Below are 22,727 nucleotides of genomic sequence, written 5' to 3' on the forward strand. Positions count from 1 at the left end.
ATCGACCGCGAAGCATGGGATGGGAGTAAGCGCTGAAGCGCCAACTCTCATCGACAGGAGACAACATGGCAGCCCCCATCCTCGATCCGAACGCGCCGGCCTTCACGCGGCGCTACATGAACCTCGCCGACCCGCGCCTCGGTGCGCAGGCATTGTTTGCGAGCGACGAATTCTTCGCGCCGAAAGAGCGCATGCTGAATCCCGAGCCGGCCGTGTTCATTCCCGGCAAGTACGACGACCACGGCAAGTGGATGGACGGCTGGGAAACGCGCCGCAAGCGCACGACCGGCCACGACTTCTGCGTGGTGCGGCTCGCGCGGCCGGGCGTGATTTTCGGCGTCGATCTCGATACGAGCCATTTCACCGGCAACTTCCCGCCGGCCGCGTCGATCGAGGCATGCGTCGCCGAAGGCGACACGCCGCCCGACGACGCCGAATGGCGCACGATCGTCCCCGCGACGACGCTGCAGGGCAATTCCCATCACTACGTGAGCGTCGACGACGCGCAGCCGGTCACGCACCTGCGCGTGAACCTGTATCCGGACGGCGGGCTCGCGCGGCTGCGCGTGTACGGCCAGCCGCAGCGCGACTGGCGTCATGTGCCGGCCGGCGAACTCGTCGATCTCGCGGCGGTCGAGAACGGCGGTTATCTGGTGGCCGCGAACAACCAGCACTTCGGTCCGGCATCGCAGATGCTGATGCCGGGGCGCGGCGCGAACATGGGCGACGGCTGGGAAACGCGGCGCCGCCGCGAGCCCGGCAACGACTGGGCGATCGTCGCGCTCGCGCGGCCGGGCATCATCCGGCGCGTCGAGGTCGATACGGCGTTCTTCAAGGGCAACTTCCCCGACCGCTGCTCGCTGCAGGCCGCGCGGGTCGCGGGCGGTACCGACGATTCGCTGGTCACGCAGGCGATGTTCTGGGCCGAATTGCTTGGCGAGCAGAAGCTGTCGATGGACCACGTGCATACGTTCGACCAGCTCGCGGCGCTCGGCCCCGTCACGCACGTGCGTTTCAACATCTTCCCGGACGGCGGCGTGTCGCGCCTGCGTCTGTGGGGCGAGCCGGCTTGAAGGAGGGCAGCGGCATGAGCGGAGCACACATCCTGCGCGTCGAGCGCCTGACCCGCGAAGCGTTCGCGCCGTTCGGCGACGTGATCGCGCTCGAAGGCGCGCGGCATTTCCCGATCAACGGGGGCACGACCGAGCGCTTCCACGATCTCGCGACGATCGACGTCTGCGCGGACGGCGGCCGGCCGCTCGTCAGCGTGTTTCGCGCGCAGCCGCGCGCGTTGCCGGTCGCAATCACGCTGATGGAGCGCCATCCGCACGGCAGCCAGGCGTTCATCCCGCTCGCGGCCGTGTCGCGCTATGCGATCGTCGTCGCGCCGGCCGGCGAATTCCGGCCCGACGCGATGCGCGCGTTCCTGGCCGAAGGCTGGCAGGGCGTGAATTATGCGAAGGGTGTCTGGCACCATCCGCTGCTCGCGCTCGATGCGGTCAGCGATTTCGTGATCGTCGATCGCGGCGGCCCGCAGCCGAACTGCGACGAGATCCCGCTCGACCGTGCGTGGGCGCTCGAGTTCGAGCCGGCCTGCGCGAGCACGGCCTGACGCGGCGCACGGCAGGTGCCCGGCGTCCGGCATCGGGCACCGGTTTCGTGCGAATGTCGAAGGGATTTCGTAAGCGTTCCGAACCGGCCCACGCGCGATGCGCGGCACGATCCCGAAAAGAACACGGCCCGGGCGGCGAGATGCCGGCCGGGCCGTGCTTCGTGCGCGCGGCGCGCGATTCAGTGCTTGCGGTGCGGGCAGTTCTCGGTCGTGCAGGAACCGTACATCGCGAGCGAGTGCTCCTGGAGCCGGAAGCCGCGCTCCTTCGCGATCGCCTGCTGGCGGCCTTCGATCTCGGCGTCGAAGAATTCCTCGACGCGGCCGCAATCGAGGCACACGAGGTGGTCGTGGTGCGAGCCTTCGTTCAGTTCGAACACGGCCTTGCCGGATTCGAAGTTGCTGCGCGTGAGCAGGCCGGCCTGCTCGAACTGCGTCAGCACGCGGTAGACGGTGGCGAGCCCGATGTCGAGCTGCTCGTTGAGCAGGTTCCGGTAGACGTCTTCGGCCGTCAGGTGGCGCACCGGGCTCTGCTGGAAGATCTCGAGAATCTTGAGGCGCGGTAGGGTGGCCTTTAGCCCGATATTCTTGAGATCCGTCGGATTGGTCATGGCTAGGCATCCCTAGAGTACAATGCAGGGCTTCAATGTTACCGGCTTTTCGCCGTTCCAGATACACGCGCGGCCTGCGACGCGGGCCAGCACGGTGAAGGAAATGATCCCAGAAACGCTTTCGCACTTTCAGAGGAGTCGCATGCGGAGTGCCATCATCGCTGCCGCCGCCGTTGCGGCGCTGGCTGGTTGTTCGTCGTACGACAGCGTGACGCAGCGCATCGCGCAGAGCATCACGCCCTATCGGATCACCGTCGTGCAGGGCAACTTCGTGTCGCAGGAGAAGGCCGCACAACTGCAGGTCGGCATGACGCGCGAGCAGGTGCGCGCATTGCTCGGCACGCCGCTGCTGGCGGACATGTTCCACGCGGACCGCTGGGATTACCTCTTCTACTTCAAGCGCGGCTCGACGGCGATCGTCCAGCAGCGCGATCTCGTCGTGACCTTCTCGGGCGATCGCCTCGCGGGCTGGACCGGCGCCGAGAACCTGCCGTCCGAGCTCGACCTGCTGGCCGATATCGACGGCGATCGCGGCGGCAAGAAGGCGAAGGCGGCCGCGGCGGCGAGGGCCGCTTCCGAGGCGGCTGCCGCGCGCGCTGCGCAAGCGGCGAGCGCGCCTGCGGCGGAGGCTGTCGCCAGCCCTTCCGCCGTGCCGGCGTCCGGTGCGGTGGTCGACCAGGATGCGAACGCGCAGGCCGCACGCGCGGCGAACCGCGCGACCAACCAGGTGTCGGGCCAGGGCTCGAACGCGCGCCGCTTCACGCCGTCCACGCAGGCTGCCGGCGGTGCGCCGGTGCCGGGCGGCCAGCCACCGGGCGCGGTGCCGGCGATCCAGCCGCAGTTCCAGTTCCATCGTCCGCCGCAGCCGAACGCGTCGAGCGAGGCGTCGCCGCCGGTCGGCCCGCAAGGCTCGGACACGCTGCAGAACCAGCAGCTCACCACGCCGGCCCAGTCGCAGTAAGCGGCCGGCTTGCGGAAACGGGGCGGCTTGCGCCGCCCGCCTTTAGACCTGTCGTGTAGAAAGCCATGAAGATTGCGATTGCCGGCGCATCGGGCCGAATGGGCCGGATGCTGATCGAAGCCGTTCTCAACGATCCCGACGCACAGCTCGTCGGCGCGCTCGACCGCGCCGATTCGCCGTTCCTCGGCCAGGACGCCGGCGCGTTCCTCGGCAAGGAAACCGGGATCAAGCTGACCGACGACCTCGACGCCGTGTTCGCGCAGGCCGACTACCTGATCGATTTCACGCGCCCGGAAGGCACGATCGCGCACGTCGAGGTCGCGCTGCGCCACGACGTGAAGCTCGTGATCGGCACGACCGGCTTCACCGCCGAGCAGAAGGCCGAGCTGCAGGCCGCTGCGGGCAAGATCGGCATCGTGTTCGCGGCGAACATGAGCGTCGGCGTGAACGTCACGCTGAAGCTGCTCGAATTCGCGGCCAAGCATTTCTCGCTCGGCTACGACATCGAGATCATCGAGGCGCATCACCGCCACAAGGTCGATGCGCCGTCGGGCACCGCGCTGATGATGGGCGAAGCCGTCGCCGGCGCGCTCGGCCGCTCGCTCGACGATTGCGCGGTGTACGGCCGCCACGGCGTGACGGGCGAGCGCGATCCGTCGTCGATCGGCTTTGCCGCGGTGCGCGGTGGCGACATCGTCGGCGATCACACCGTGCTGTTCGCCGGGATCGGCGAGCGCATCGAGATCACGCACAAGTCGTCGAGCCGCGTGTCGTACGCGCAGGGCGCGCTGCGCGCGGTCCGCTTCCTGTCGGCGCGCGGCGCCGGCCTGTTCGACATGCAGGACGTGCTCGGCCTGCGCTGACACGCAACGGGGAAACTCCGATGGCGATTCCCACCGGCGTTGTCCACTACCTCGAAAGCGGCGATGCGATCACGCACGCCGTTGCCTATGTGCTGCTAGCGATGTCCGTCGCCAGTTGGTGCTTCCTCTTCATGAAAGCCTGGCTGCTGGTCCGCGCGAAGCGGCAGGGGCCGCGCGCGCTCGCCGCGTTCTGGTGTGCGCCGTCGCTCGACGCGGGCATCGCCGCGCTTGCCGGCGCCGATCGCGAGCGCGTATTCGCGCCGCTCGCCGAAGCCGCGCGCGACGCGGCCGACGATCACGATCCGGCCACGCTGGCCGCACGCGTCGAGCGCAGCGAACGCGTGCTGCGCGCGCTGCGTCACGCGATGCTGCGCTCGCAGCGGCGTCTCGAATTCGGCCAGGTGCTGCTCGCGTCGATCGGCAGCACCGCGCCGTTCGTCGGGCTGCTCGGCACCGTGTGGGGCATCTACCACGCGCTCGGCAGCATCGCCGCGAGCGGGCAGGCGCAAATCGAGAACGTCGCGGGGCCGGTCGGCGAGGCGCTGATCATGACCGCGTTCGGGCTCGTCGTCGCGATTCCGGCCGTGCTGGCCTATAACATCCTCGGGCGGCTCGTGCGGCAGCTCGCCGAGGAGCTCGACGGCTTCGCGCGCGACCTGCACGTGTTCGTGTGCGCGCAGGAATCCTGACGCGCCCATCCGGGAGGAGCAACCATGGCATTCGGCGGACTCGAGCACCACAAGACCTCCGCGCCGATGGCGGAGATCAACATGACGCCGCTGATCGACGTGATGCTCGTGCTGCTCGTCATCTTCATCATTACCGCGCCGCTGATGACGCACGCGATCCGGCTCGACCTGCCGAAGGTCGCGGCCGGCGTCGCACGCGACACGCCGCAATCGGTCACGCTGTCGATCGACGATGCGGGCAAGCTGTACTGGGACGACGCGCCCGTGGCGCTCGACGCGCTGCCCGCGCGCTTCCGGGCCGCCGCCGCGGCCGGCGCACCGCCCGAGCTGCGGCTGCGTGCGTCGCGCGCGACGCGCTACGACGTGATCGCGCAGGTGATGGGCGCCGCGCAGGCCGCGGGCCTCGCGCGGATCGGCTTCGTGACCGACGTGCCGCAGCAGGCGGGCGGTTCCGTCGTGCCGTCCGCGGTGCCGGCGAACCGCTGAGCGGATCTTCCGGCCGGTCCGCGCCCGCCGCGGGATCGGCCGCGCGCCGCAAGACCGGCCGAATGGGCCGACGCGGGCGGTATAATCAACGTTTTTCCCGGTTGGCAGGCTTTTTCAAGGTAACCCGGAATTTTCCAGGTTACCCGGGCATGCTGCGGGTTACCCGGAAAATACCCGGAAACCGTGAACAGGTTCGGCAACAGCGAACCTGCAGGTCCGCCGGGCAAGCACGATTTTCGATCCACACCTGCGCGCGAGCCGTCGCGCCGCTTAAAGCCTAGTCCGAACCACACCATGCACGAGAGATACGTACCCGCCGACGTCGAAGCCGCCGCCCAGGGCGACTGGCGCGCAGCCGATGCCTACAAGACGAAGGAAGATTCGCAGAAGCCGAAGTTCTACTGCGTGTCGATGCTGCCGTACCCGTCCGGCAAGCTGCACATGGGTCACGTGCGCAACTACACGATCAACGACGTGATGTACCGCTATCTGCGGATGAACGGCTACAACACGCTGATGCCGATGGGCTGGGATGCGTTCGGGATGCCGGCCGAGAACGCCGCGATGGCGAACGGCGTGCCGCCCGCGAAGTGGACCTACGACAACATCGACTACATGAAGGGCCAGATGCAGTCGATGGGTCTCGCGATCGACTGGTCGCGCGAGATCGCGACGTGCAAGCCCGACTACTACAAGTGGAACCAGTGGCTGTTCCTGAAGATGCTCGAGAAGGGCATCGCGTACAAGAAGACGGGCACCGTGAACTGGGATCCGGTCGACCAGACCGTGCTCGCGAACGAGCAGGTGATCGACGGCCGCGGCTGGCGTTCGGGCGCGCTGGTCGAAAAGCGCGAGATCCCGATGTACTACCTGCGTATCACGCAGTACGCGGATGAGCTGCTGAACGATCTCGACGGCCTCGGCTGGCCCGAGCGCGTGAAGATCATGCAGCAGAACTGGATCGGCAAGAGCTTCGGCGTGAACTTCGGCTTCCCGTACGAACTCGACGGCGAGAAGAAGCTGCTGCGCGTGTTCACGACGCGCGCCGACACGATCATGGGCGTCACGTTCTGCGCGGTCGCGGCCGAGCATCCGCTCGCCACGCGCCTCGCACAGGACAAGCCCGAGCTGCTGGCGTTCATCGACGAATGCAAGCGCGGCGGCGTCGCCGAGGCCGACGTCGCGACGATGGAGAAGAAGGGCGTCGCGACGGGCTTCTCGGTCACGCATCCGCTGACGGGCGAGCCCGTCGAGGTGTGGATCGGCAACTACGTGCTGATGAGCTATGGCGAAGGCGCGGTGATGGGCGTGCCCGCGCACGACGAGCGCGACTTCGCGTTCGCGAAGAAATACGACCTGCCGATCAAGCAGGTGATCGCGGCCGAAGGCCAGACGTACTCGCTCGACGCGTGGCAGGAGTGGTACGGCGACAAGGAAGTCGCGGCCTGCGTGAACAGCGGCAAGTACGACGGCCTCGCTTACGGCGCGGCGGTCGACGCGATCGCGGCCGACCTGAAGGCCGGCGGCTTCGGCGACAAGCAGGTCACGTGGCGCCTGCGCGACTGGGGCGTATCGCGCCAGCGCTACTGGGGCACGCCGATCCCGATCATCCACTGCCCGTCGTGCGGCGACGTGCCGGTGCCTGAGAAAGATCTGCCGGTCGTGCTGCCGGAAGACCTCGTGCCGGACGGCTCGGGCAACCCGCTCGCGAAGTCGGAAGCGTTCCTGAACTGCACGTGCCCGACGTGCGGCGCGGCCGCGAAGCGCGAAACCGACACGATGGATACCTTCGTCGATTCGTCGTGGTACTTCTCGCGCTACACGGCGCCGGATGCCGAGACGATGGTCGACGCGCGCACCGACTACTGGATGCCGATGGACCAATACATCGGCGGTATCGAGCACGCGATCCTGCACCTGCTGTATTCGCGCTTCTGGACCAAGGTGATGCGCGACCTCGGCCTCGTGAAGTTCGGCGAACCGGCGAAGAACCTGCTCACGCAGGGGATGGTGCTGAACGAGACGTTCTACCGCGAAGACGCATCGGGCAAGAAGACCTGGTACAACCCGGCCGACGTGACGGTCACGCACGACGACAAGGGCCGCCCGGTCGGCGCGACGCTGAACGCGGACGGCCAGCCGGTCGTGCTCGGCGGCATCGAGAAGATGTCGAAGTCGAAGAACAACGGCGTCGATCCGCAGGTGCTGATCGACCTGTACGGCGCCGACACCGCGCGCCTGTTCACGATGTTCGCCGCACCGCCCGAGCAGCAGCTCGAGTGGTCGGGCGCGGGCGTCGAGGGCGCGAGCCGCTTCCTGCGCCGCGTGTGGAGCTTCGGCCATGCGAACCGCGAAGCGCTCGCCGCGCGCGCGGGCTTCGATGCGGCCGCGCTCGGCGAAACCGACAAGGCGCTGCGCCGCGAGATCTACAGCGTGCTGAAGCAGGCCGATTTCGACTACCAGCGCCTGCAGTACAACACGGTCGTATCGGCCGCGATGAAGATGCTGAATGCGGTCGACGGCGCGAAGGGCGCAACGCCCGGCGTGCTGCGCGAAACGTACGGCGTGCTGCTGCGCGTGCTGTACCCGGTCGTGCCGCACCTCACGTTCGAGCTGTGGAAGGCGCTCGGCTACGCAGACGAATTCGGCACGCTGCTCGATGCACCGTGGCCGAAGGTCGACGAGGCGGCGCTCGAGCAGGCCGAGATCGAACTCGTGCTGCAGGTGAACGGCAAGGTGCGCGGCGCGGTGAAGGTCGCGAAGGACGCGAGCCGCGAGGCGATCGAAGCCGCGGCGGTGGCCGACGACGCGTTCGCGAAGTTCAGCGACGGCAAGCCGGCGAAGAAGATCGTCGTCGTGCCGGGCCGCCTCGTGAACATCGTCGTCTGACGGCCGCCGGCCGTCGGACGTACCCAGAAGGAGCGAAGGTGATCCGCAGATCGTTTTTGATGCTCGTCGGCAGCGCGGTGGCGCTGTCGGCATGCGGCTTCCAGTTGCGCGGCCAGCAGGACTATGCGTTCAAGCACCTGCTGGTGGCCGGCGCGCCGGCGGCCGTCGAGGCGCGGCTGACGCGCCTCGTCGAGGCCGGCAGCGACACGAAGATCGTCAAGTCGGCGGACGACGCCGACGCCGTGCTGCGCATGTGGGAGTCGCGTGGCCAGAACACGCTGACGCTCAACAAGTTCGGGTCGGCGCAGGAATACGCGCTGTTCTATACGCTGAACTACACGCTCACGAGCAAGGACGGCACCGTGCTGATCCCGCAGAGCGCGATCGCGCTGAACCGCGCGATGACGTACAGCGACCAGTACACGAATGCGAAGGCGCAGGAAGCCGACATCCTGTACGGCGACATGCAGAACGATGCGGTCGACCAGCTGATGCGGCGTCTCGCGATCGTCCACTCGCTGACGCCGGCGCCGGAGGACGTGGTGCCGGGCGTCGCGCCGCGCGCGCCGCTGCCGCCGCCGCCGCTCTGATCGACGGCGCACGCACCGATGCAATTGCGACTTGATGCGCTGGAGCCGCACCTCGCGAAGGGGCTGGCCGGGCTCTATACCGTCTACGGCGACGAGCCGCTGCTCGCGCAGGAAGCGTGCGACCGCATTCGTGCGGCCGCGCGTGCTGCCGGATTCACCGAGCGGTCGGTGCATACGGTCGAGCGCGGCTTCGACTGGAGCGTGCTGCTCGGCGCGACCCAGGCGATGTCGCTGTTCGGCGAGCGCCAACTGATCGAGCTGCGCATTCCGTCGGGCAAGCCCGGCAAGGAAGGCGCCGACGCGCTGAAGACGCTCGCGGCCACGCCCAATCCCGATGCGCTGATGCTCGTCACGCTGCCGCGTCTCGATGCGGCCACGCAGAAATCCGCGTGGTTTACCGCGCTGCAGAACGGCGGCGTCGCGCTGAAGATCGATCCGGTCGACCGCGCGCAACTGCCGAACTGGATCGGCCAGCGTCTGTCGATGCAGGGTCAGCGCGTCGCGGCCGGCGACGACGGGCGGCGCGCGCTGCAGTTCATCGCGGAGCGCGTCGAAGGCAACCTGCTCGCCGCGCACCAGGAAATCCAGAAGCTCGGGCTGCTGTATCCGCAAGGCGCGCTGTCGTTCGAGCAGGTGCACGATGCGGTGCTGAACGTCGCACGCTACGACGTGTTCAAGCTGAACGAGGCGATGCTCGCCGGCGACGCCGCGCGGCTCGCGCGGATGATCGACGGGCTGAAGGGCGAGGGCGAGGCGATCGTGCTCGTGATGTGGGCCGTCGTCGAGGAGCTGCGCACGCTGCTGCGGATCAAGCGCGGCGCGACGGCCGGCAAGCCGCTGGCGACGCTGCTGCGCGAGAACCGCGTGTGGGGCCCGCGCGAGCGGCTGATCGGCCCCGCGCTGAACCGCGTGTCGGAACCCGCGCTCGAGAAGGCGCTCGCGTTCGCCGCGCAGCTCGACCGGCAGGTCAAGGGGCTCACGGCCGTCGTGCCGGGCCGCCGGACGCAGGACCAGCCGCCGCCCGATCCGTGGGACGGCCTGTTCCAGCTTGCGATGACGGTCGCGGGCGCGCGCGGCGAGCGACCGCCGACCGCGGGTCGCGTGCGGCGTTAAGCCCCGTTCGGGCCTTCAGCGCGCGCTGCGCAACCCGCTTACAATGCTTCGAAAGCCGGGGCGGCCATCCGCGGGGCAGCCATCCGCGGCGCGGCTTTCCGGCCGCCGCGCCCCGCGGATGGCCGTCCCGCGGATGGCCGTCCCACGCTTCCCCACGAATTCATGCCGCCCAGCGCGGCTCGCTTCTCGAGTCACACGATGGATATCGATCAGTACATGACCGACCTGGGCCGTCGCGCCCGGCACGCTTCCCGCGCGATGGCGCGCGCCAGCACGGCCGCGAAGAACGCGGCGCTCGACGCCGTAGCCCGCGCGATCGAACGCGACGCGCAGGCGCTGAAGGACGCGAATGCGCGCGACGTCGCCCGCGCCCGTGAAAAAGGGTTCGATGCGGCGTTCGTCGACCGCCTGACGCTATCCGACAAGGCGCTGACGACGATGGTCGAAGGCCTGCGCCAGGTTGCGTCGCTGGCCGATCCGATCGGCGAGATCGGCAACCTCAAGTACCGCCCGAGCGGGATCCAGGTTGGTCAGATGCGCGTGCCGCTCGGCGTGATCGGCATCATCTACGAGTCGCGCCCGAACGTGACGATCGACGCGGCCGCGCTGTGCCTGAAGTCGGGCAACGCGACGATCCTGCGCGGCGGCTCCGAAGCGCTCGAATCGAACACGGCGCTCGCGAAGCTGATCGGCGAAGGTCTCGAGGCGGCCGGCTTGCCGCAGGACGCGGTGCAGGTCGTCGCGACCGCCGATCGCGCGGCGGTCGGCAAGCTGATCACGATGACCGAATACGTCGACGTGATCGTGCCGCGCGGCGGCAAGAGCCTGATCGAACGCCTGATCAACGAGGCACGCGTGCCGATGATCAAGCACCTCGACGGCATCTGCCACGTGTATGTCGACGATCGCGCCGATCTCGACAAGGCGCTGACCGTCTGCGACAACGCGAAGACGCACCGCTACGGCACCTGCAACACGATGGAGACCTTGCTCGTCGCGAGCGGCATCGCGGCGAAGCTGCTGCCGCCGCTCGGCAAGCTGTATCGCGACAAGCAGGTCGAGTTGCGCGTCGATGCGGCCGCGCGCGCGGTGCTCGCCGAGGCGGGCGTCGGTCCGCTCGTCGATGCGACCGAGGAAGACTGGCACACCGAATATCTCGCGCCGGTGCTCGCGATCAAGGTCGTCGACGGCCTCGACGCCGCGATCGAGCACATCAACCAATACGGCTCGCATCACACGGATGCGATCGTCACCGAGGATCACGACCGCGCGATGCGTTTCCTGCGCGAGGTCGATTCGGCGAGCGTGATGGTCAACGCGTCGACGCGCTTCGCGGACGGCTTCGAATTCGGCCTCGGCGCGGAAATCGGCATCTCGAACGACAAGCTGCACGCACGCGGCCCCGTGGGCCTGGAAGGGCTGACGTCGCTGAAGTACGTCGTGCTCGGACACGGCGAAGGCCGCCAGTAAAGCGAGGCGCACAACCGATGGCAATGCTCTGGGTCAAGACGTTCCATATCGTTCTGATCGCCGCGTGGTTCGCGGGGCTGTTCTACCTGCCGCGCATCTACGTGAACCTGGCCATGGAAACCGATCCGGCCGCCGTGCGACGCCTGCTGCTGATGGCGCGCAAGCTGTTCCGCTTCATGACGATGATCGCCGTGCCGGCGCTGGCCTGCGGGCTGTGGCTCTGGCTCGCGATCGGCATCGGCCAGAGGCAGGGCTGGATCCATGCGAAGGTGACGGTCGTGCTGCTGCTCATCGTCTATCACGCGTATTGCGGGCACCTGCTGCGGGTGTTCGAGCGCGGCGAGAACCGCCGCACCGACAAGTGGTATCGCGTGTTCAACGAGCTGCCGGTGCTCGGCATGCTCGCGGCGGTCGCGCTGGTCGTGATCAAGCCGTTCTGAGCGGTGCGGCCGGCGAGGCTGCCGGCATCGATCCATGCGCAACGGCGCCCTGCGGGGCGCCGTTGTTCGTTTACGCGCGGTTTTGCGCGGCGCTTTTCAATCTTTCGCGTCGTCGATCCGCCGGCGCGTGATCGCTTCCTTCGCGCGGCCGACCCGTTCCATCAGCGCGGGGCCGCGCGACAGCGCGACGCCGACCGCGAGGATGTCGCCGATCGCGAGATGCGACATCCGCGACGTCATCGGCGAGAACACGTCCGTCTCCTCGGCGACGTTCGACGCGAGGCTCACCGTCGCGAGCTTCGCGAGCGGCGAATGGCTCTGCGTGATCGCGACGACTTTCGCGCCGCATGCGAGCGCGGAGCGCGCGGCGTCGACGATGTCGCGCGTGCGCCCGGTGTTCGAGATCGCGACGACGACGTCGTGCGGCCCGAGCAGCGCCGACGACATCGAGAACGTGTGCGGATCCGAATACGCGACGCTCGGCACGCCGAGCCGGAAGAACTTGTGCTGGATGTCCTGCGCGGCGATGCCCGAGCCGCCGGCGCCGTAGAACTCGATGCGCGACGCGTTCGACAGCAGCGCGATCGCATCGGCGACGCTGCCCGCGGACAGGCTGTTGCGCACCTCGATCAGCGCGCCGATCGTGCGGTCGAACACCTTGCCGATGATGCCGGGTGCCGGTTCGTCGGGCTCGACGTCGCGATACACCGACGACACGCCCGGCGCGACGCTCTGTGCGAGCCGGATCTTGAATTCGCGGAAGCCGCTGCAGCCGAGCGCCTGGCAGAAGCGCGCGATCGTCGGCTGGCTGACGCCCGCGCGCGTCGACAGCTCGGTCATCGCGAGGTCGAGCACCTCGCGCGGCGCGGCGAGGATGTAGTCGGCGAGCTTGCGCTCGGACGGGCGCAACTCGGCGCGGATCGCTTCAATGCGAGGCAGCATGGGACGGCAGATGGAAATCGGGTTCGGATGAGCGAGTGTATCGCAATCGAATTGTAGAAAATCTACATGAAAATACTAGCGTTATTGCAATGCCTTTGGCGTGATGGCGGTGAGGGTAATTAGGGTTTTCACTAGTCATGGCCTTGCTGGTGGCGGGAATGAGGGTTGCGCGTGAATCGATCCGCATTGCATGCTTGTAGTTTTTCTACTAGACTGGCTTCGTTCAGTCGATGCATTCGACCGTCCCCACGATTCCAACCGCCGGTGTCGGCCGGCATACAGGAGCGCCCAGCATGACGTCGCTGCACCCCACTCTGGCGAAGGTCACCGAACGCGTGATCGCCCGCAGCCAATCGACCCGTTCCGCCTATCTGCACCGCATCGACGGCGCGCAGGGCAAGTTCCCGGCGCGCGGCGCGCTGTCCTGCGCGAACCTCGCGCACGGCTTCGCGGGCCTCGAGGGCAGCGACAAGTTCGCGATCAAGACGATCCGTGAGCCGAACATCGGCATCGTGTCCTCGTACAACGAGATGCTGTCCGCGCACGCGCCGTACAAGGATTTCCCCGACATCATCAAGGCCGCCGCGCGCGAGAACGGCGGGGTCGCGCAGTTCGCGGGCGGCGTGCCGGCGATGTGCGACGGCGTCACGCAGGGCAACCCGGGGATGGAGCTGTCGCTGTTCTCGCGCGAGGCGATCGCGATGGGCACGGCGATCGCGCTCACGCACAACATGTTCGACGCGGCGCTCTGCCTCGGCATCTGCGACAAGATCGTGCCGGGCCTCTTGATCGGCGCGCTGCAGTTCGGCCACCTGCCGACCATCTTCGTGCCGGCCGGCCCGATGACGAGCGGCCTGTCGAACGACGACAAGGCGAAGATCCGCCAGCAGTTCGCGACCGGCCAGGTGGGCCGCGACGCGCTGCTCGAAGCCGAATCGGCCGCGTATCACGGCCACGGCACCTGCACGTTCTACGGCACCGCGAACAGCAACCAGATGCTGATGGAGCTGATGGGTCTGCACCTGCCGGGTTCGGCGTTCGTCCATCCGCACACGCCGCTGCGCACCGCGCTGACGGCCGAGGCCGCGCGCCGCGTGCTCGACCTGACCGTCGAGCGCGGCCACTACACGCCGATCGGCCATGTGATCGACGAGAAGGCGATCGTCAACGGGATCGTCGCGCTGCTCGCGACGGGCGGCTCGACCAACCATACGCTGCACCTCGTCGCGATCGCGCGCGCGGCCGGCATCCTGATCGACTGGGACGATTTCGACGAGCTGTCGGCCGTCGTGCCGCTGCTCGCGAAGATCTACCCGAACGGCAAGGCCGACGTGAACCATTTCCACGCGGCGGGCGGCGTTGCGTTCCTGGTGCGCAACCTGCTCGAAGGCGGGCTGCTGCACGAGGATGTGACGACGGTCGCCGGCCGCGGGCTGTCGCACTACACGAAGGAGCCGAAGCTGATCGACGGCAAGCTCGCGTGGGTCGACGGCGCGGCCGAGAGCCACGACACGAAGGTGCTGCGCGGCATCGGCGACCCGTTCCAGCCGGACGGCGGCCTGCGCCTGATGCAGGGCCGGCTCGGCCGCGGCGTGATCAAGATTTCGGCGGTCGCGCCCGAGCACCGCAAGGTGACGGCGCCCGCGATCGTGTTCGATTCGCAGGAAGCCGTGCAGGAAGCGTTCGATCGCGGCGAGCTGAAGCGCGATTTCGTCGCGGTCGTGCGCTTCCAGGGCGCGCGCGCGAACGGGATGCCCGAGCTGCACCGTTTGACGCCGCTGCTCGGCGTGCTGCAGGATCAGGGCTTCCACGTCGCGCTCGTCACCGACGGCCGTATGTCGGGCGCGTCGGGCAAGGTGCCGGCGGTGATCCACGTGTCGCCGGAAGCGCTGCTGGCCGGCCCGCTCGGCAAGGTGAAGACGGGCGACACGCTCGTGATCGACGCGGAAGCCGGCGTGCTCGACATCGAGGTCGACGACGCCGAGTGGCAGTCGCGCCCGGTCGCGCAGCCGCTGCACCAGGCCGAGAACGAGGTCGGTTTCGGGCGCGAACTGTTCGGCGTGTTCCGCGCGGCCGCGGCGCCGGCCGAGCAGGGCGCATCGGTTTTCGGGACGCTGGTCGGCGAAACGGCCGTCCGCGTCGACGCATGAATTTCAAGGAGCGAATTTGATGAAGACGATTGCTGAAATCGTGAAGCTGGGCCCGGTCATTCCGGTGCTCGCATTCGACTCGGTCGAGCAGGGCGAGCACGTGTCGCGCGCGTTGCACGCGGGCGGCGTGAAGGTGCTCGAGATCACGCTGCGCACGCCGGCCGGCCTGGAGGCGATCCAGCGCGCGAGCCAGCTCGCGGACGACATCGTCGTCGGCGTCGGCACGATCACGAAGCCCGAGCACTGCGCACAGGCGAAGAAGGCCGGCGCGAAGTTTGGCGTATCGCCGGGCCTGACGAAGGACCTGCACCTCGCGTCGCTCGACGCGGGTCTGCCGCTGCTGCCGGGCGTGATGACGCCGAGCGACATCATCCAGGCGCTCGAATTCGGCTACGAGATCGTGAAGTTCTTCCCCGCGCAGCAGGCGGGCGGCGTGCCGATGCTGCAGGCGTTCCACGGCCCGTTCCCGGCGCTGAAGTTCTGCCCGACGGGCGGCATCACGGTCGACACCGCGCCGAATTTCCTGAAGCTGCCGAACGTCGTGTGCGTCGGCGGCTCGTGGCTCACGCCGAAGGCCGCGCTCGCCGCGCAGGACTGGGCCGAAGTCACGCGCCTCGCGCAAGCCGCGAGCCAGCTTTCCCGCTAAAACTCGTACGGAATGATGATTTGACCCTCGGAAGGCAAGCGCTTAGTGCTTGTTTTGCCGAGGGTTTTTGCTGATGGAACCGGTTCTATCCGCGGACCGTAAAGATAAGTAAAATTCAGCGTCCTGACGGTGGGGGTCTCCCCGCTGTTTCGGAGACCTGCACAGCCGGGCATACTCGCAACGATCCGCCCGGTTCGAATAATCCCAAGGAGGAGTCCACATGGGGGCTGTCCAAGGCAGCATGCTGCTCATCTATACCGTGATCGCGATCGTGGCGTTGATCGTGATGATCGCGCGGTTCAAGATCTATCCGTTCCTGGTGCTCATCATCGTGTCGCTCGGCCTCGGCCTGGTGGTCGGGATGCCGATGGACAAGATCGTCAAGTCGTTCGAGACGGGCAACGGCAATACGCTCGGCCACATCGCGATCGTCGTCGGCCTCGGCACGATGCTCGGCAAGATGATGGCCGAATCGGGCGGCGCCGAACGGATCGCGACCACGCTGATCGACTGGTTCGGTGAAAAGAACATCCACTGGGCGATGATGTTCGTCGCGATCATCGTCGGCCTGCCGGTGTTCTTCGAAGTCGGCTTCGTGCTGCTGATCCCGATCGCGTTCAACGTCGCGAAGCGCACCGGCAAGTCGCTGCTCGTCGTCGGCCTGCCGATGGTGGCCGGCCTGTCGGTCGTGCACGGGCTGATCCCGCCGCACCCGGCCGCGCTGCTCGCGGTCCAGCAGTACGGCGCCGATATCGGCAAGACGATCGCATTCGGCCTGATCGTCGGCGTGCCGACCGCGATCGTCGCGGGCCCGCTGTTCGCGCTGACGATCTCGAAGTTCGTGAAGCTGCCGGAGAACAACCCGCTCGCCGCGCAATTCGTCGACACGCACACCGAAGGCAAGAAGCGCGAACTGCCGGGCTTCGGCATCACGCTGTTCACGATCCTGCTGCCGGTGATCCTGATGCTGGTCGGCAGCTGGGCCGACCTGCTGTTCGCGCCGAAGACGCTGCCGAACAACCTGCTGCGCTTCGCCGGCAACTCGGACGTCGCGCTGCTGATCGCCGTGCTCGTGAGCTTCTTCACGTTCGGCAAGCTGCAGGGCTTCAACCGCGACCAGATCCAGAAGTTCTGCGGCGAGTGCCTGGCACCGATCGCCGGGATCACGCTGATCGTCGGCGCGGGCGGCGGCTTTGGCGGTATCCTGCGTGACAGCGGGATCTCGCAGCAGATCGTCGCAACGGCCACGCAGGCGCACCTGTCGCCGCTGCTGCTCGGCTGGTTCGTCGCAGCGCTGATTCGTCTGGCCACGGGCTCGGCGACGGTCGCAATGACGACTGCCTGCGGCATCGTCGCGCCGATCGCGGCGGCATCGGGCGCGGCGGTCCGTCCGGAACTGCTGGTGCTCGCGACGGGCTCGGGCTCGCTGATCTTCTCGCACGTGAACGACGGCGGCTTCTGGCTGATCAAGGAATATTTCGGGATGACGGTCGGCCAGACGTTCAAGACGTGGACGCTGCTCGAAACGATCATCTCGGTGCTCGGCCTGAGCTTCACGCTGCTGCTGAGCATGGTTTTGTAACAAGGGGTAGGCAATGATTCTGATCGCAATGGGCGTGTCGGGCGCGGGCAAGTCGCGAATCGGCGAAATGCTGGCGGAACGCCTGTCGTGCAGCTATACCGACGGCGACGCGTTTCACAGCGCGGCGAACAAGGAAAAGATGCACCACGGCATTCCGCTGACCGACGACGACCGCTGGCCGTGGCTGCGCTCGATCCGCGAGTCCATCGAGGAAAAGCAGCGCGCGGGCGAGACGGCCGTGTTCACGTGCTCGTCGCTGAAGCGTGCGTACCGCGACGTGCTGCGCGGCACCGACACCGACGTGCGGTTCGTGTACCTGCAGGGCTCGTTCGACGTATTGCGCGAGCGCCTGAAGACCCGCACCGGCCATTTCTTCGATCCGTCGCTGCTGAAGAGTCAGCTCGACACGCTCGAGGAGCCGGGCCCGGACGAAGCGATCGTGGTCAGCATCGAGCTGACGCCCGAACAGATCGTCGATCAGGTGATGGTGAAGATCGGCCTCGCGCAGCAGAACTGAGCGCGGTTCGCGGCAATCATGATGAAAAAGGCGCCCTTCGGGGCGCCTTTTTCATTGGCGGCGCGCCAGCCGGTCAGGCTGCGTGCGCGCGTTTCGCGATGCCGTCGAGCAGCACGTCGAGCATCGTGTCATGCACGATCTCCGGATCGAGCTGCGCGTAGAGTGGGGCGGCCGACCTGACGAGCGGATACTCGGTGTCCGACAGCGCGTTCATTTCCTCCAGCTCCACGTCGTTCGCGGGCCGCGTGAGGCCGCCGGCCTCGGCGGCGGCAAGCCCGATCACGCTCGCATACCAGCCGACGCACACCGACGGCAGCGCCGCGCGCGGGATGCCGGCGTCGGCGAGCGCGCGGTGCACGGCCTCGATGTGCGCGAGATCGGCCGGCCCCGTGCTCATGTGGCGCTGCAGCAGCGCGAACGCGGCCGGGTGGCGCAGCGCGAGCGCGCGGTACTGGCGCGCGAGATCGCGCAGCCGCTCGCGCCACGGCAGCGCGTCGTCGACCGGCACGAGCGAGCGCGACAGCGCGTTCGCGATCGCGCGGCTCAGGCCGTCCTTCGACTTGAAGTGATACAGCACGCTCATCGGGTCGCAGCCGACCGACTGCGCGAGCTTGCGTACGCTGAATGCGGCTTCGCCGACGTCTTCGAGCAGCGCGAGCGCGGCCGCGACGATCGCGTCCTTGTCGAGGCCGCGCGGGCCCTGGGCGGGTTTGTCTTTCATCGATGCGGGCTGGCGGCCGGAGCGGATCCGGCCGTAAACTTGACGAAAGCGTATTCTACACTGCAGAATTATTTCTGCGATGTAGAAATTGGGTGTCCCGGCACCTTTCAATACGTGCTTTCGCACAGTCCGGGATCCAGGCGGCACGAGCGTGTCCGCCGTCAACACGGGCCATTGCGCCTCTTTTCTCGTTGACACCCATGTGGAACCGGCTGCCCCACACGCAAAGCCAGAAGGCTTCGACAGGCGGCCCTACCATGCAAGTGCAATCATGACTTCCAATCACAAACCCCTGATCCAGGGCGAATCGCGTTTCGAGCAAACGCAACTGAACATCGAAAAAGACAACTGGAACTGGTGCGACCCGGCCCGCTACGACGGCGAGCGCCCGGCCAACTGGTACGAGGCGTCGCTGTCGCGCCACGCGAACGGCGCGCCGCTCGCGCACGACGCCGTGTGCGACGTGCTCGTGATCGGCGCGGGCCTGCTCGGCGCGTCGGCGGCGCTGCATCTCGCGGAAGCGGGCGTCGACACGATCCTCGTCGACAAGCATCACGTCGGCTCGGCCGCATCGGGCCGCAACGGCGGGCAATTGACGCCCGGCCTCGCGCGCTGGGAAGCGGCCGACATGATCGATTACCTGTCGCACGACGATGCGAAGCGGCTGTGGCGCTTTGCGTCGACCGAATCGATGGACCTGATCGATGCGATCGGCGCGCGTTACGCGCTCGAACTCGACCGCAAGCGCGGCCACATCACGGCGGCGGTCCACCCCGGCCACATGAGCGCGCTGCTCGACGGCGCGGATGCGCGCCGCCATCTCGGCGACGCGGGCGTGACGCTCGTCGGCCGCCATCAGCTGCACGACGAATACGTGCGTTCGGGGCTGTACCACGGCGCGGCGATCGACGCGATCGGCGGCCAGATCCATCCGCTCGCGCTCGTGCGCGGCCTGGTGCACGGCTTCCGGCTGAACGGCGGTGCGTTGTTCGAGGGCACCGAGGTGCTCGAGCTCGACGAGACGCCCGCAGGCGTCGTCGCGACGACGCCGGGCGGCACGATCACCGCGCGCCGCGGCGTCGTGCTCGCGCTGCACAACACGACGTTCCGGCTGCTCGACGACGGCGCGGCCACAACGGTGCCGTTCTTCACGTACGTGAGCGTGACGGCGCCGCTCGACGTCGATGTCGCGACGCTGATGCCGGCCGGCATGCCCGTGTACGACACGCAGTTCCAGATCGACTATTACCGGCCGGTGCGCGGCAACCGGTTGCTGTTCGGCGGGCAGGGCACCGGCAGCTGCTGGGCGCAGCCCGACGTCAACGCGTATCTGCTGACGCGGCTGAACACGGTGTTTCCGCAGGCCGGCGGCAGCTTTGCGCTCGACTACTGCTGGAGCGGCGTCAGCGACTTCACGCTGAACGGCGCCACCGACAGCCGCAAGACCGACGGCCGCGTGCCGATGTACATGGTGCAGGGCTGGAGCGGCCACGGCGTCGCGCAGACGGTGCGGATCGGCAAGGCGATCTGCGACGATTTCGTCGGCCGCAACGACGATTTCTCGATGCTGACCGGCATCGACCATCGCGAGATTCCGCTCGGCCGGCAGTTGTCGCCGATCGCGATCCCGGCTGCGAAAGCGGCGATGAGCGTGATGAGCGCGCTCAACCCGGGCCGGATGATTTCGTTCTGAGCGTCTGAAAAGGAAAAAGCCCGATGCGATCGCTCGCATCGGGCTTTTGTTCGTCCGGCGACGGCGGCGCTTACGCGATCCGCTTCGCGAGTTCGACGGCCTTGCCGATGTACGACGCGGGCGTCATCGCGAGCAGGCGGTCCTTCGCGTCCTGCGGGATCGCGAGCGTGCCGACGAACTGCTGCAGCGCTTCGCGCGTGATGCCCTTGCCGCGCGTCAGTTCCTTCAGCTGCTCGTACGGGTTCTCGATGCCGTAGCGGCGCATCACCGTCTGCACCGGCTCGGCGAGCACTTCCCAGCAGTTGTCGAGATCTTCGTTCAGGCGCTGCGGGTTCACCTCGAGCTTGTCGAGGCCGCGGATCAGCGAGTCGTACGCGAGCAGCGAGTAGCCGAGCGCGACGCCCATGTTGCGCAGCACCGTCGAGTCGGTCAGGTCGCGCTGCCAGCGCGACACCGGCAGCTTGTCGGCGAGGTGGCGCAGCGTCGCGTTCGCGAGGCCGAGGTTGCCTTCCGAGTTTTCGAAGTCGATCGGGTTGACCTTGTGCGGCATCGTCGACGAGCCGATCTCGCCGGCCTTCGTCTTCTGCTTGAAGTAGCCGACCGAGATGTAGCCCCACACGTCGCGGTCGAGGTCGAGCAGGATCGTGTTCGCGCGTGCGACCGCGTCGAACAGCTCGGCCATGTAGTCGTGCGGCTCGATCTGGATCGTGTACGGGTTGAACGTGAGCTTCAAGCGGTTTTCGATCACGTCACGCGAGAACGCTTCCCAGTCGAATTCCGGATACGCGGACAGGTGCGCGTTGAAGTTGCCGACCGCGCCGTTCATCTTGCCGAGGATCTCGACCTTCTCGATGCGTGCGATCGCACGCGCGAGACGCGCGGCGACGTTCGCGAGCTCCTTGCCGAGCGTCGTCGGGCTGGCCGGCTGGCCGTGCGTGCGCGACAGCATCGGCTGTTCCGCATGCGCGTGTGCGAGCGCGACGAGGCGCTGATAGACCGTGCGCAGCGCCGGCAGGATCACGTGTTCGCGCGCGCCGGCGAGCATCATCCCGTGCGACGTGTTGTTGATGTCCTCGGACGTGCACGCGAAGTGGATGAATTCGCTGGCCTTCTCGAGTTCGGCCTGGCCCTTCACCGATTCCTTCAGCCAGTATTCGACGGCCTTCACGTCGTGGTTCGTCACGCGCTCGATTTCCTTGATGCGCGCGGCGTCGTGCGCGGTGAAGCGCTCGGCGAGCTGCAGCAGGAACTGCTCGGATGCATCGGAGAAGCGCGGGACTTCCGTGAAGCCGGCGCGCGACAGCGCGATCAGCCAGTGCACCTCGACGGTGACGCGGTGGCGCATGAAGGCGGCTTCGGAGAGCCAGTCGCGCAGCGCTTCGGTCTTGCTGGCGTAGCGGCCGTCGATGGGCGAGAGCGCGGTGAGGGCGAAAAGCGTATCGGGACGAGTGTCGGACATGATCGGGCGGGCCTTGGGGCCGGGTCGAGCGAGGGGAGGGAGAATTCGACATTTTACCATCGGCGCGCGACGATCCCGGCCGCGTGCGGCCGGCGGGCGCCGCCGCGTGCCGACGCCGCGCCGGCGCGGGTGTGCAGCGGGCCGCCGGGCCGAGCGCGCCGCCGCCGGCCGGGCCCGCCCGCCGGTAGAATGCAGGCTTCCTCCCGACCGCCGCCCGCCGCGCCCGCCTGCATGGAACTGAAATGGCTCGAAGACTTCGTTTCGCTCGCGGAAACGCGCAGCTTTAGCCGGTCCGCCGAACTGCGACACGTATCGCAGCCCGCGTTTTCGCGGCGCATCCAGGCGCTCGAAGCGTGGCTCGCGACCGAACTGATCGATCGTTCGGTCTATCCGACGCGGCTCACGCAGGCCGGGCAGATCTTCTACGAGCAGGCGCTGACGATGCTGTCGCAGGCGCATGAGGCGCGCACGCTCCTGCGCGGCCACGTCGGCGCGCCGGTGCCGACGATCGAGTTCGCGGTGCCGCACACGCTGTCGCTCACCTATTTTCCGCGCTGGCTGCAGCGGATCGAGGCGAAGATGGGCCAGGTCCACACGCGGCTGCGCGCGCTGAATGTGCACGACGCCGTGCTGTCGCTGGTCGAGGGCGGCTGCGATCTCGTGATGGGCTACCACCACCCGAGCCATCCGGTCGCGCTCGATCCGGCGCGCTACGACATGCTGATCCTCGGCAGCGAGCCGATCAGCCCGTTCTCGGCCCCCGGCCGCGCGGGCCGGCCGCGCTATACGCTGCCCGGCACGGCCGACGCGCGCGTGCCGTACCTGTCGTATACGCCGAACGCGTATCTCGGCCGGATGACGGAAGTCATCATCGCGAACGCGCCGACGCGGCTGTTCCTCGATCGCGTCTACGAGACCGACATGGCCGAAGGGCTGAAGGCGATGGCGCTCGCGGGGCACGGCGTTGCGTTCCTGCCGCACAGCGCGGTCGAGGACGCGGTCGCAAGCGGCCGGCTGATCCGGCTCGACCGTTCGGTGCGCGGCGGCGCGCATCCGTTCACGCTGACGATGGAGATCCGGCTGTATTGCGACAAGCTCGCGCTGCAGGGCGACGATCCGCGGCAGAAGCTCGTGCGCGCGCTGTGGGAGGTCGTGCGCGACGAACTGCGCGATACGGACGGCTGACTGCGCACGATCGACCGTGGCCGGCTGACGGCAAGCTTGCCGCGCCTGTCGGACAGCTGTCCGGCGGCCGGCCGGCGCGCGGGCAACACGATTTTTCGCGGACGCGATGCA

The 22,727-nt window shown here is 67.8% G+C and carries 21 protein-coding genes; 17 read left to right on the plus strand and 4 right to left on the minus strand.

Going from position 1 to position 22,727, the window contains the following annotated elements; all coding sequences use genetic code 11:
• Window positions 1-65 precede the first annotated feature (65 nt).
• A complete protein-coding gene (gene alc, locus GD429_RS19275) occupies window positions 66-1,073 on the plus strand; it encodes an allantoicase (RefSeq protein WP_152859016.1) in 1,008 nt (335 codons plus the stop codon).
• Between the two features lie 14 nt (window positions 1,074-1,087).
• On the plus strand, window positions 1,088-1,612 hold the full coding sequence (locus GD429_RS19280) for an ureidoglycolate lyase (protein WP_152859018.1): 525 nt from the start codon (window positions 1,088-1,090) through the stop codon (window positions 1,610-1,612).
• A gap of 179 nt (window positions 1,613-1,791) precedes the next feature.
• Here the strand turns inward: GD429_RS19280 and fur are convergent, their stop codons facing one another.
• On the minus strand, window positions 1,792-2,220 hold the full coding sequence (fur, locus tag GD429_RS19285; RefSeq protein WP_011350926.1) for a ferric iron uptake transcriptional regulator: 429 nt from the start codon (window positions 2,218-2,220) through the stop codon (window positions 1,792-1,794).
• Between the two features lie 142 nt (window positions 2,221-2,362).
• Here fur and GD429_RS19290 point away from each other — a divergent pair, with 142 nt between their 5' ends.
• From GD429_RS19290 to GD429_RS19335, 9 genes are all read left to right on the plus strand, one after another.
• On the plus strand, window positions 2,363-3,181 hold the full coding sequence (locus GD429_RS19290) for an outer membrane protein assembly factor BamE (RefSeq protein WP_152859020.1): 819 nt from the start codon (window positions 2,363-2,365) through the stop codon (window positions 3,179-3,181).
• Window positions 3,182-3,246: 65 nt separating this feature from the next.
• Entirely contained in the window at window positions 3,247-4,044 is a 798-nt protein-coding gene (gene dapB / locus GD429_RS19295; RefSeq protein WP_152859022.1) for a 4-hydroxy-tetrahydrodipicolinate reductase, read from the plus strand.
• Window positions 4,045-4,064: 20 nt separating this feature from the next.
• Window positions 4,065-4,733 (plus strand): MotA/TolQ/ExbB proton channel family protein, encoded by a 669-nt coding sequence (locus GD429_RS19300; protein WP_152859024.1) that lies wholly within the window; start codon window positions 4,065-4,067, stop codon window positions 4,731-4,733.
• A gap of 24 nt (window positions 4,734-4,757) precedes the next feature.
• Window positions 4,758-5,219 (plus strand): ExbD/TolR family protein, encoded by a 462-nt coding sequence (locus GD429_RS19305; protein ID WP_152859026.1) that lies wholly within the window; start codon window positions 4,758-4,760, stop codon window positions 5,217-5,219.
• A 294-nt stretch (window positions 5,220-5,513) separates the two neighbouring features.
• Window positions 5,514-8,108: a leucine--tRNA ligase gene (gene leuS, locus GD429_RS19310; protein WP_152859028.1), complete on the plus strand. Its 2,595-nt coding sequence runs from the start codon at window positions 5,514-5,516 to the stop codon at window positions 8,106-8,108.
• A 38-nt stretch (window positions 8,109-8,146) separates the two neighbouring features.
• Window positions 8,147-8,698, plus strand: a complete 552-nt coding sequence (gene lptE, locus GD429_RS19315; protein ID WP_321574721.1) for an LPS assembly lipoprotein LptE — start codon at window positions 8,147-8,149, stop codon at window positions 8,696-8,698.
• A gap of 18 nt (window positions 8,699-8,716) precedes the next feature.
• Entirely contained in the window at window positions 8,717-9,811 is a 1,095-nt protein-coding gene (holA, locus tag GD429_RS19320) for a DNA polymerase III subunit delta (RefSeq protein ID WP_152859030.1), read from the plus strand.
• A gap of 198 nt (window positions 9,812-10,009) precedes the next feature.
• A complete protein-coding gene (locus tag GD429_RS19330; RefSeq protein ID WP_152859035.1) occupies window positions 10,010-11,281 on the plus strand; it encodes a glutamate-5-semialdehyde dehydrogenase in 1,272 nt (423 codons plus the stop codon).
• A gap of 17 nt (window positions 11,282-11,298) precedes the next feature.
• The gene (locus tag GD429_RS19335; RefSeq protein WP_152859037.1) at window positions 11,299-11,721 is read left to right on the plus strand and encodes a CopD family protein; all 423 of its coding nucleotides are present in this window, start codon (window positions 11,299-11,301) and stop codon (window positions 11,719-11,721) included.
• A gap of 96 nt (window positions 11,722-11,817) precedes the next feature.
• On the opposite strand, the gene GD429_RS19340 is transcribed toward GD429_RS19335, so the two are convergent.
• Entirely contained in the window at window positions 11,818-12,663 is an 846-nt protein-coding gene (locus GD429_RS19340) for a MurR/RpiR family transcriptional regulator (RefSeq protein WP_034206404.1), read from the minus strand.
• Between the two features lie 293 nt (window positions 12,664-12,956).
• Between GD429_RS19340 and edd the strand changes: the two genes are divergently transcribed.
• The 4 genes from edd to GD429_RS19365 all read left to right on the plus strand — a co-directional run bounded on the left by edd (window position 12,957) and on the right by GD429_RS19365 (window position 17,558).
• The gene (gene edd, locus GD429_RS19345; RefSeq protein ID WP_152859039.1) at window positions 12,957-14,813 is read left to right on the plus strand and encodes a phosphogluconate dehydratase; all 1,857 of its coding nucleotides are present in this window, start codon (window positions 12,957-12,959) and stop codon (window positions 14,811-14,813) included.
• A gap of 19 nt (window positions 14,814-14,832) precedes the next feature.
• Window positions 14,833-15,459 (plus strand): bifunctional 4-hydroxy-2-oxoglutarate aldolase/2-dehydro-3-deoxy-phosphogluconate aldolase, encoded by a 627-nt coding sequence (eda, locus tag GD429_RS19350; RefSeq protein ID WP_152859041.1) that lies wholly within the window; start codon window positions 14,833-14,835, stop codon window positions 15,457-15,459.
• Window positions 15,460-15,679: 220 nt separating this feature from the next.
• A complete protein-coding gene (locus GD429_RS19360; protein ID WP_059687156.1) occupies window positions 15,680-17,041 on the plus strand; it encodes a GntP family permease in 1,362 nt (453 codons plus the stop codon).
• A 13-nt stretch (window positions 17,042-17,054) separates the two neighbouring features.
• Window positions 17,055-17,558, plus strand: a complete 504-nt coding sequence (locus tag GD429_RS19365) for a gluconokinase (protein ID WP_152859043.1) — start codon at window positions 17,055-17,057, stop codon at window positions 17,556-17,558.
• A gap of 73 nt (window positions 17,559-17,631) precedes the next feature.
• Here the strand turns inward: GD429_RS19365 and GD429_RS19370 are convergent, their stop codons facing one another.
• Complete coding sequence (locus GD429_RS19370) at window positions 17,632-18,279, minus strand: TetR/AcrR family transcriptional regulator (protein ID WP_152859045.1); 648 nt, start codon at window positions 18,277-18,279, stop codon at window positions 17,632-17,634.
• 271 nt (window positions 18,280-18,550) lie between these two features.
• Here GD429_RS19370 and GD429_RS19375 point away from each other — a divergent pair, with 271 nt between their 5' ends.
• Window positions 18,551-19,972, plus strand: coding sequence for an NAD(P)/FAD-dependent oxidoreductase (locus GD429_RS19375; protein WP_152859047.1), 1,422 nt, complete (start codon window positions 18,551-18,553; stop codon window positions 19,970-19,972).
• 70 nt (window positions 19,973-20,042) lie between these two features.
• Here GD429_RS19375 and purB read toward each other — a convergent pair whose 3' ends face one another.
• Window positions 20,043-21,431, minus strand: coding sequence for an adenylosuccinate lyase (gene purB, locus GD429_RS19380; protein ID WP_152859049.1), 1,389 nt, complete (start codon window positions 21,429-21,431; stop codon window positions 20,043-20,045).
• 231 nt (window positions 21,432-21,662) lie between these two features.
• On the opposite strand from purB, the gene GD429_RS19385 reads away from it, so the two are divergent.
• Window positions 21,663-22,616, plus strand: coding sequence for a LysR substrate-binding domain-containing protein (locus GD429_RS19385; protein ID WP_152859051.1), 954 nt, complete (start codon window positions 21,663-21,665; stop codon window positions 22,614-22,616).
• The last annotated feature ends 111 nt before the right edge of the window (window positions 22,617-22,727 follow it).

Origin of the sequence: Burkholderia sp. BE17, assembly GCF_009362305.1 — a bacterium.
Classification (GTDB): Bacteria; Pseudomonadota; Gammaproteobacteria; order Burkholderiales; family Burkholderiaceae; genus Burkholderia; species Burkholderia pyrrocinia_C.

What these genes read in the sequence shown, in the direction of transcription:
- GD429_RS19370 (WP_152859045.1), bottom strand. Translation starts at nt 18,279, where the DNA reads ATGAAAGACAAACCCGCCCAGGGCCCGCGCGGCCTCGACAAGGACGCG.
- GD429_RS19305 (WP_152859026.1), top strand. Translation starts at nt 4,758, where the DNA reads ATGGCATTCGGCGGACTCGAGCACCACAAGACCTCCGCGCCGATGGCG.
- GD429_RS19360 (WP_059687156.1), top strand. Translation starts at nt 15,680, where the DNA reads ATGGGGGCTGTCCAAGGCAGCATGCTGCTCATCTATACCGTGATCGCG.
- GD429_RS19340 (WP_034206404.1), bottom strand. Translation starts at nt 12,663, where the DNA reads ATGCTGCCTCGCATTGAAGCGATCCGCGCCGAGTTGCGCCCGTCCGAG.
- purB (WP_152859049.1), bottom strand. Translation starts at nt 21,431, where the DNA reads ATGTCCGACACTCGTCCCGATACGCTTTTCGCCCTCACCGCGCTCTCG.
- GD429_RS19385 (WP_152859051.1), top strand. Translation starts at nt 21,663, where the DNA reads ATGGAACTGAAATGGCTCGAAGACTTCGTTTCGCTCGCGGAAACGCGC.
- GD429_RS19280 (WP_152859018.1), top strand. Translation starts at nt 1,088, where the DNA reads ATGAGCGGAGCACACATCCTGCGCGTCGAGCGCCTGACCCGCGAAGCG.
- GD429_RS19375 (WP_152859047.1), top strand. Translation starts at nt 18,551, where the DNA reads ATGACTTCCAATCACAAACCCCTGATCCAGGGCGAATCGCGTTTCGAG.
- alc (WP_152859016.1), top strand. Translation starts at nt 66, where the DNA reads ATGGCAGCCCCCATCCTCGATCCGAACGCGCCGGCCTTCACGCGGCGC.
- fur (WP_011350926.1), bottom strand. Translation starts at nt 2,220, where the DNA reads ATGACCAATCCGACGGATCTCAAGAATATCGGGCTAAAGGCCACCCTA.
- GD429_RS19330 (WP_152859035.1), top strand. Translation starts at nt 10,010, where the DNA reads ATGGATATCGATCAGTACATGACCGACCTGGGCCGTCGCGCCCGGCAC.
- leuS (WP_152859028.1), top strand. Translation starts at nt 5,514, where the DNA reads ATGCACGAGAGATACGTACCCGCCGACGTCGAAGCCGCCGCCCAGGGC.
- dapB (WP_152859022.1), top strand. Translation starts at nt 3,247, where the DNA reads ATGAAGATTGCGATTGCCGGCGCATCGGGCCGAATGGGCCGGATGCTG.
- holA (WP_152859030.1), top strand. Translation starts at nt 8,717, where the DNA reads ATGCAATTGCGACTTGATGCGCTGGAGCCGCACCTCGCGAAGGGGCTG.
- edd (WP_152859039.1), top strand. Translation starts at nt 12,957, where the DNA reads ATGACGTCGCTGCACCCCACTCTGGCGAAGGTCACCGAACGCGTGATC.
- eda (WP_152859041.1), top strand. Translation starts at nt 14,833, where the DNA reads ATGAAGACGATTGCTGAAATCGTGAAGCTGGGCCCGGTCATTCCGGTG.
- GD429_RS19290 (WP_152859020.1), top strand. Translation starts at nt 2,363, where the DNA reads ATGCGGAGTGCCATCATCGCTGCCGCCGCCGTTGCGGCGCTGGCTGGT.
- GD429_RS19365 (WP_152859043.1), top strand. Translation starts at nt 17,055, where the DNA reads ATGATTCTGATCGCAATGGGCGTGTCGGGCGCGGGCAAGTCGCGAATC.
- GD429_RS19300 (WP_152859024.1), top strand. Translation starts at nt 4,065, where the DNA reads ATGGCGATTCCCACCGGCGTTGTCCACTACCTCGAAAGCGGCGATGCG.
- GD429_RS19335 (WP_152859037.1), top strand. Translation starts at nt 11,299, where the DNA reads ATGGCAATGCTCTGGGTCAAGACGTTCCATATCGTTCTGATCGCCGCG.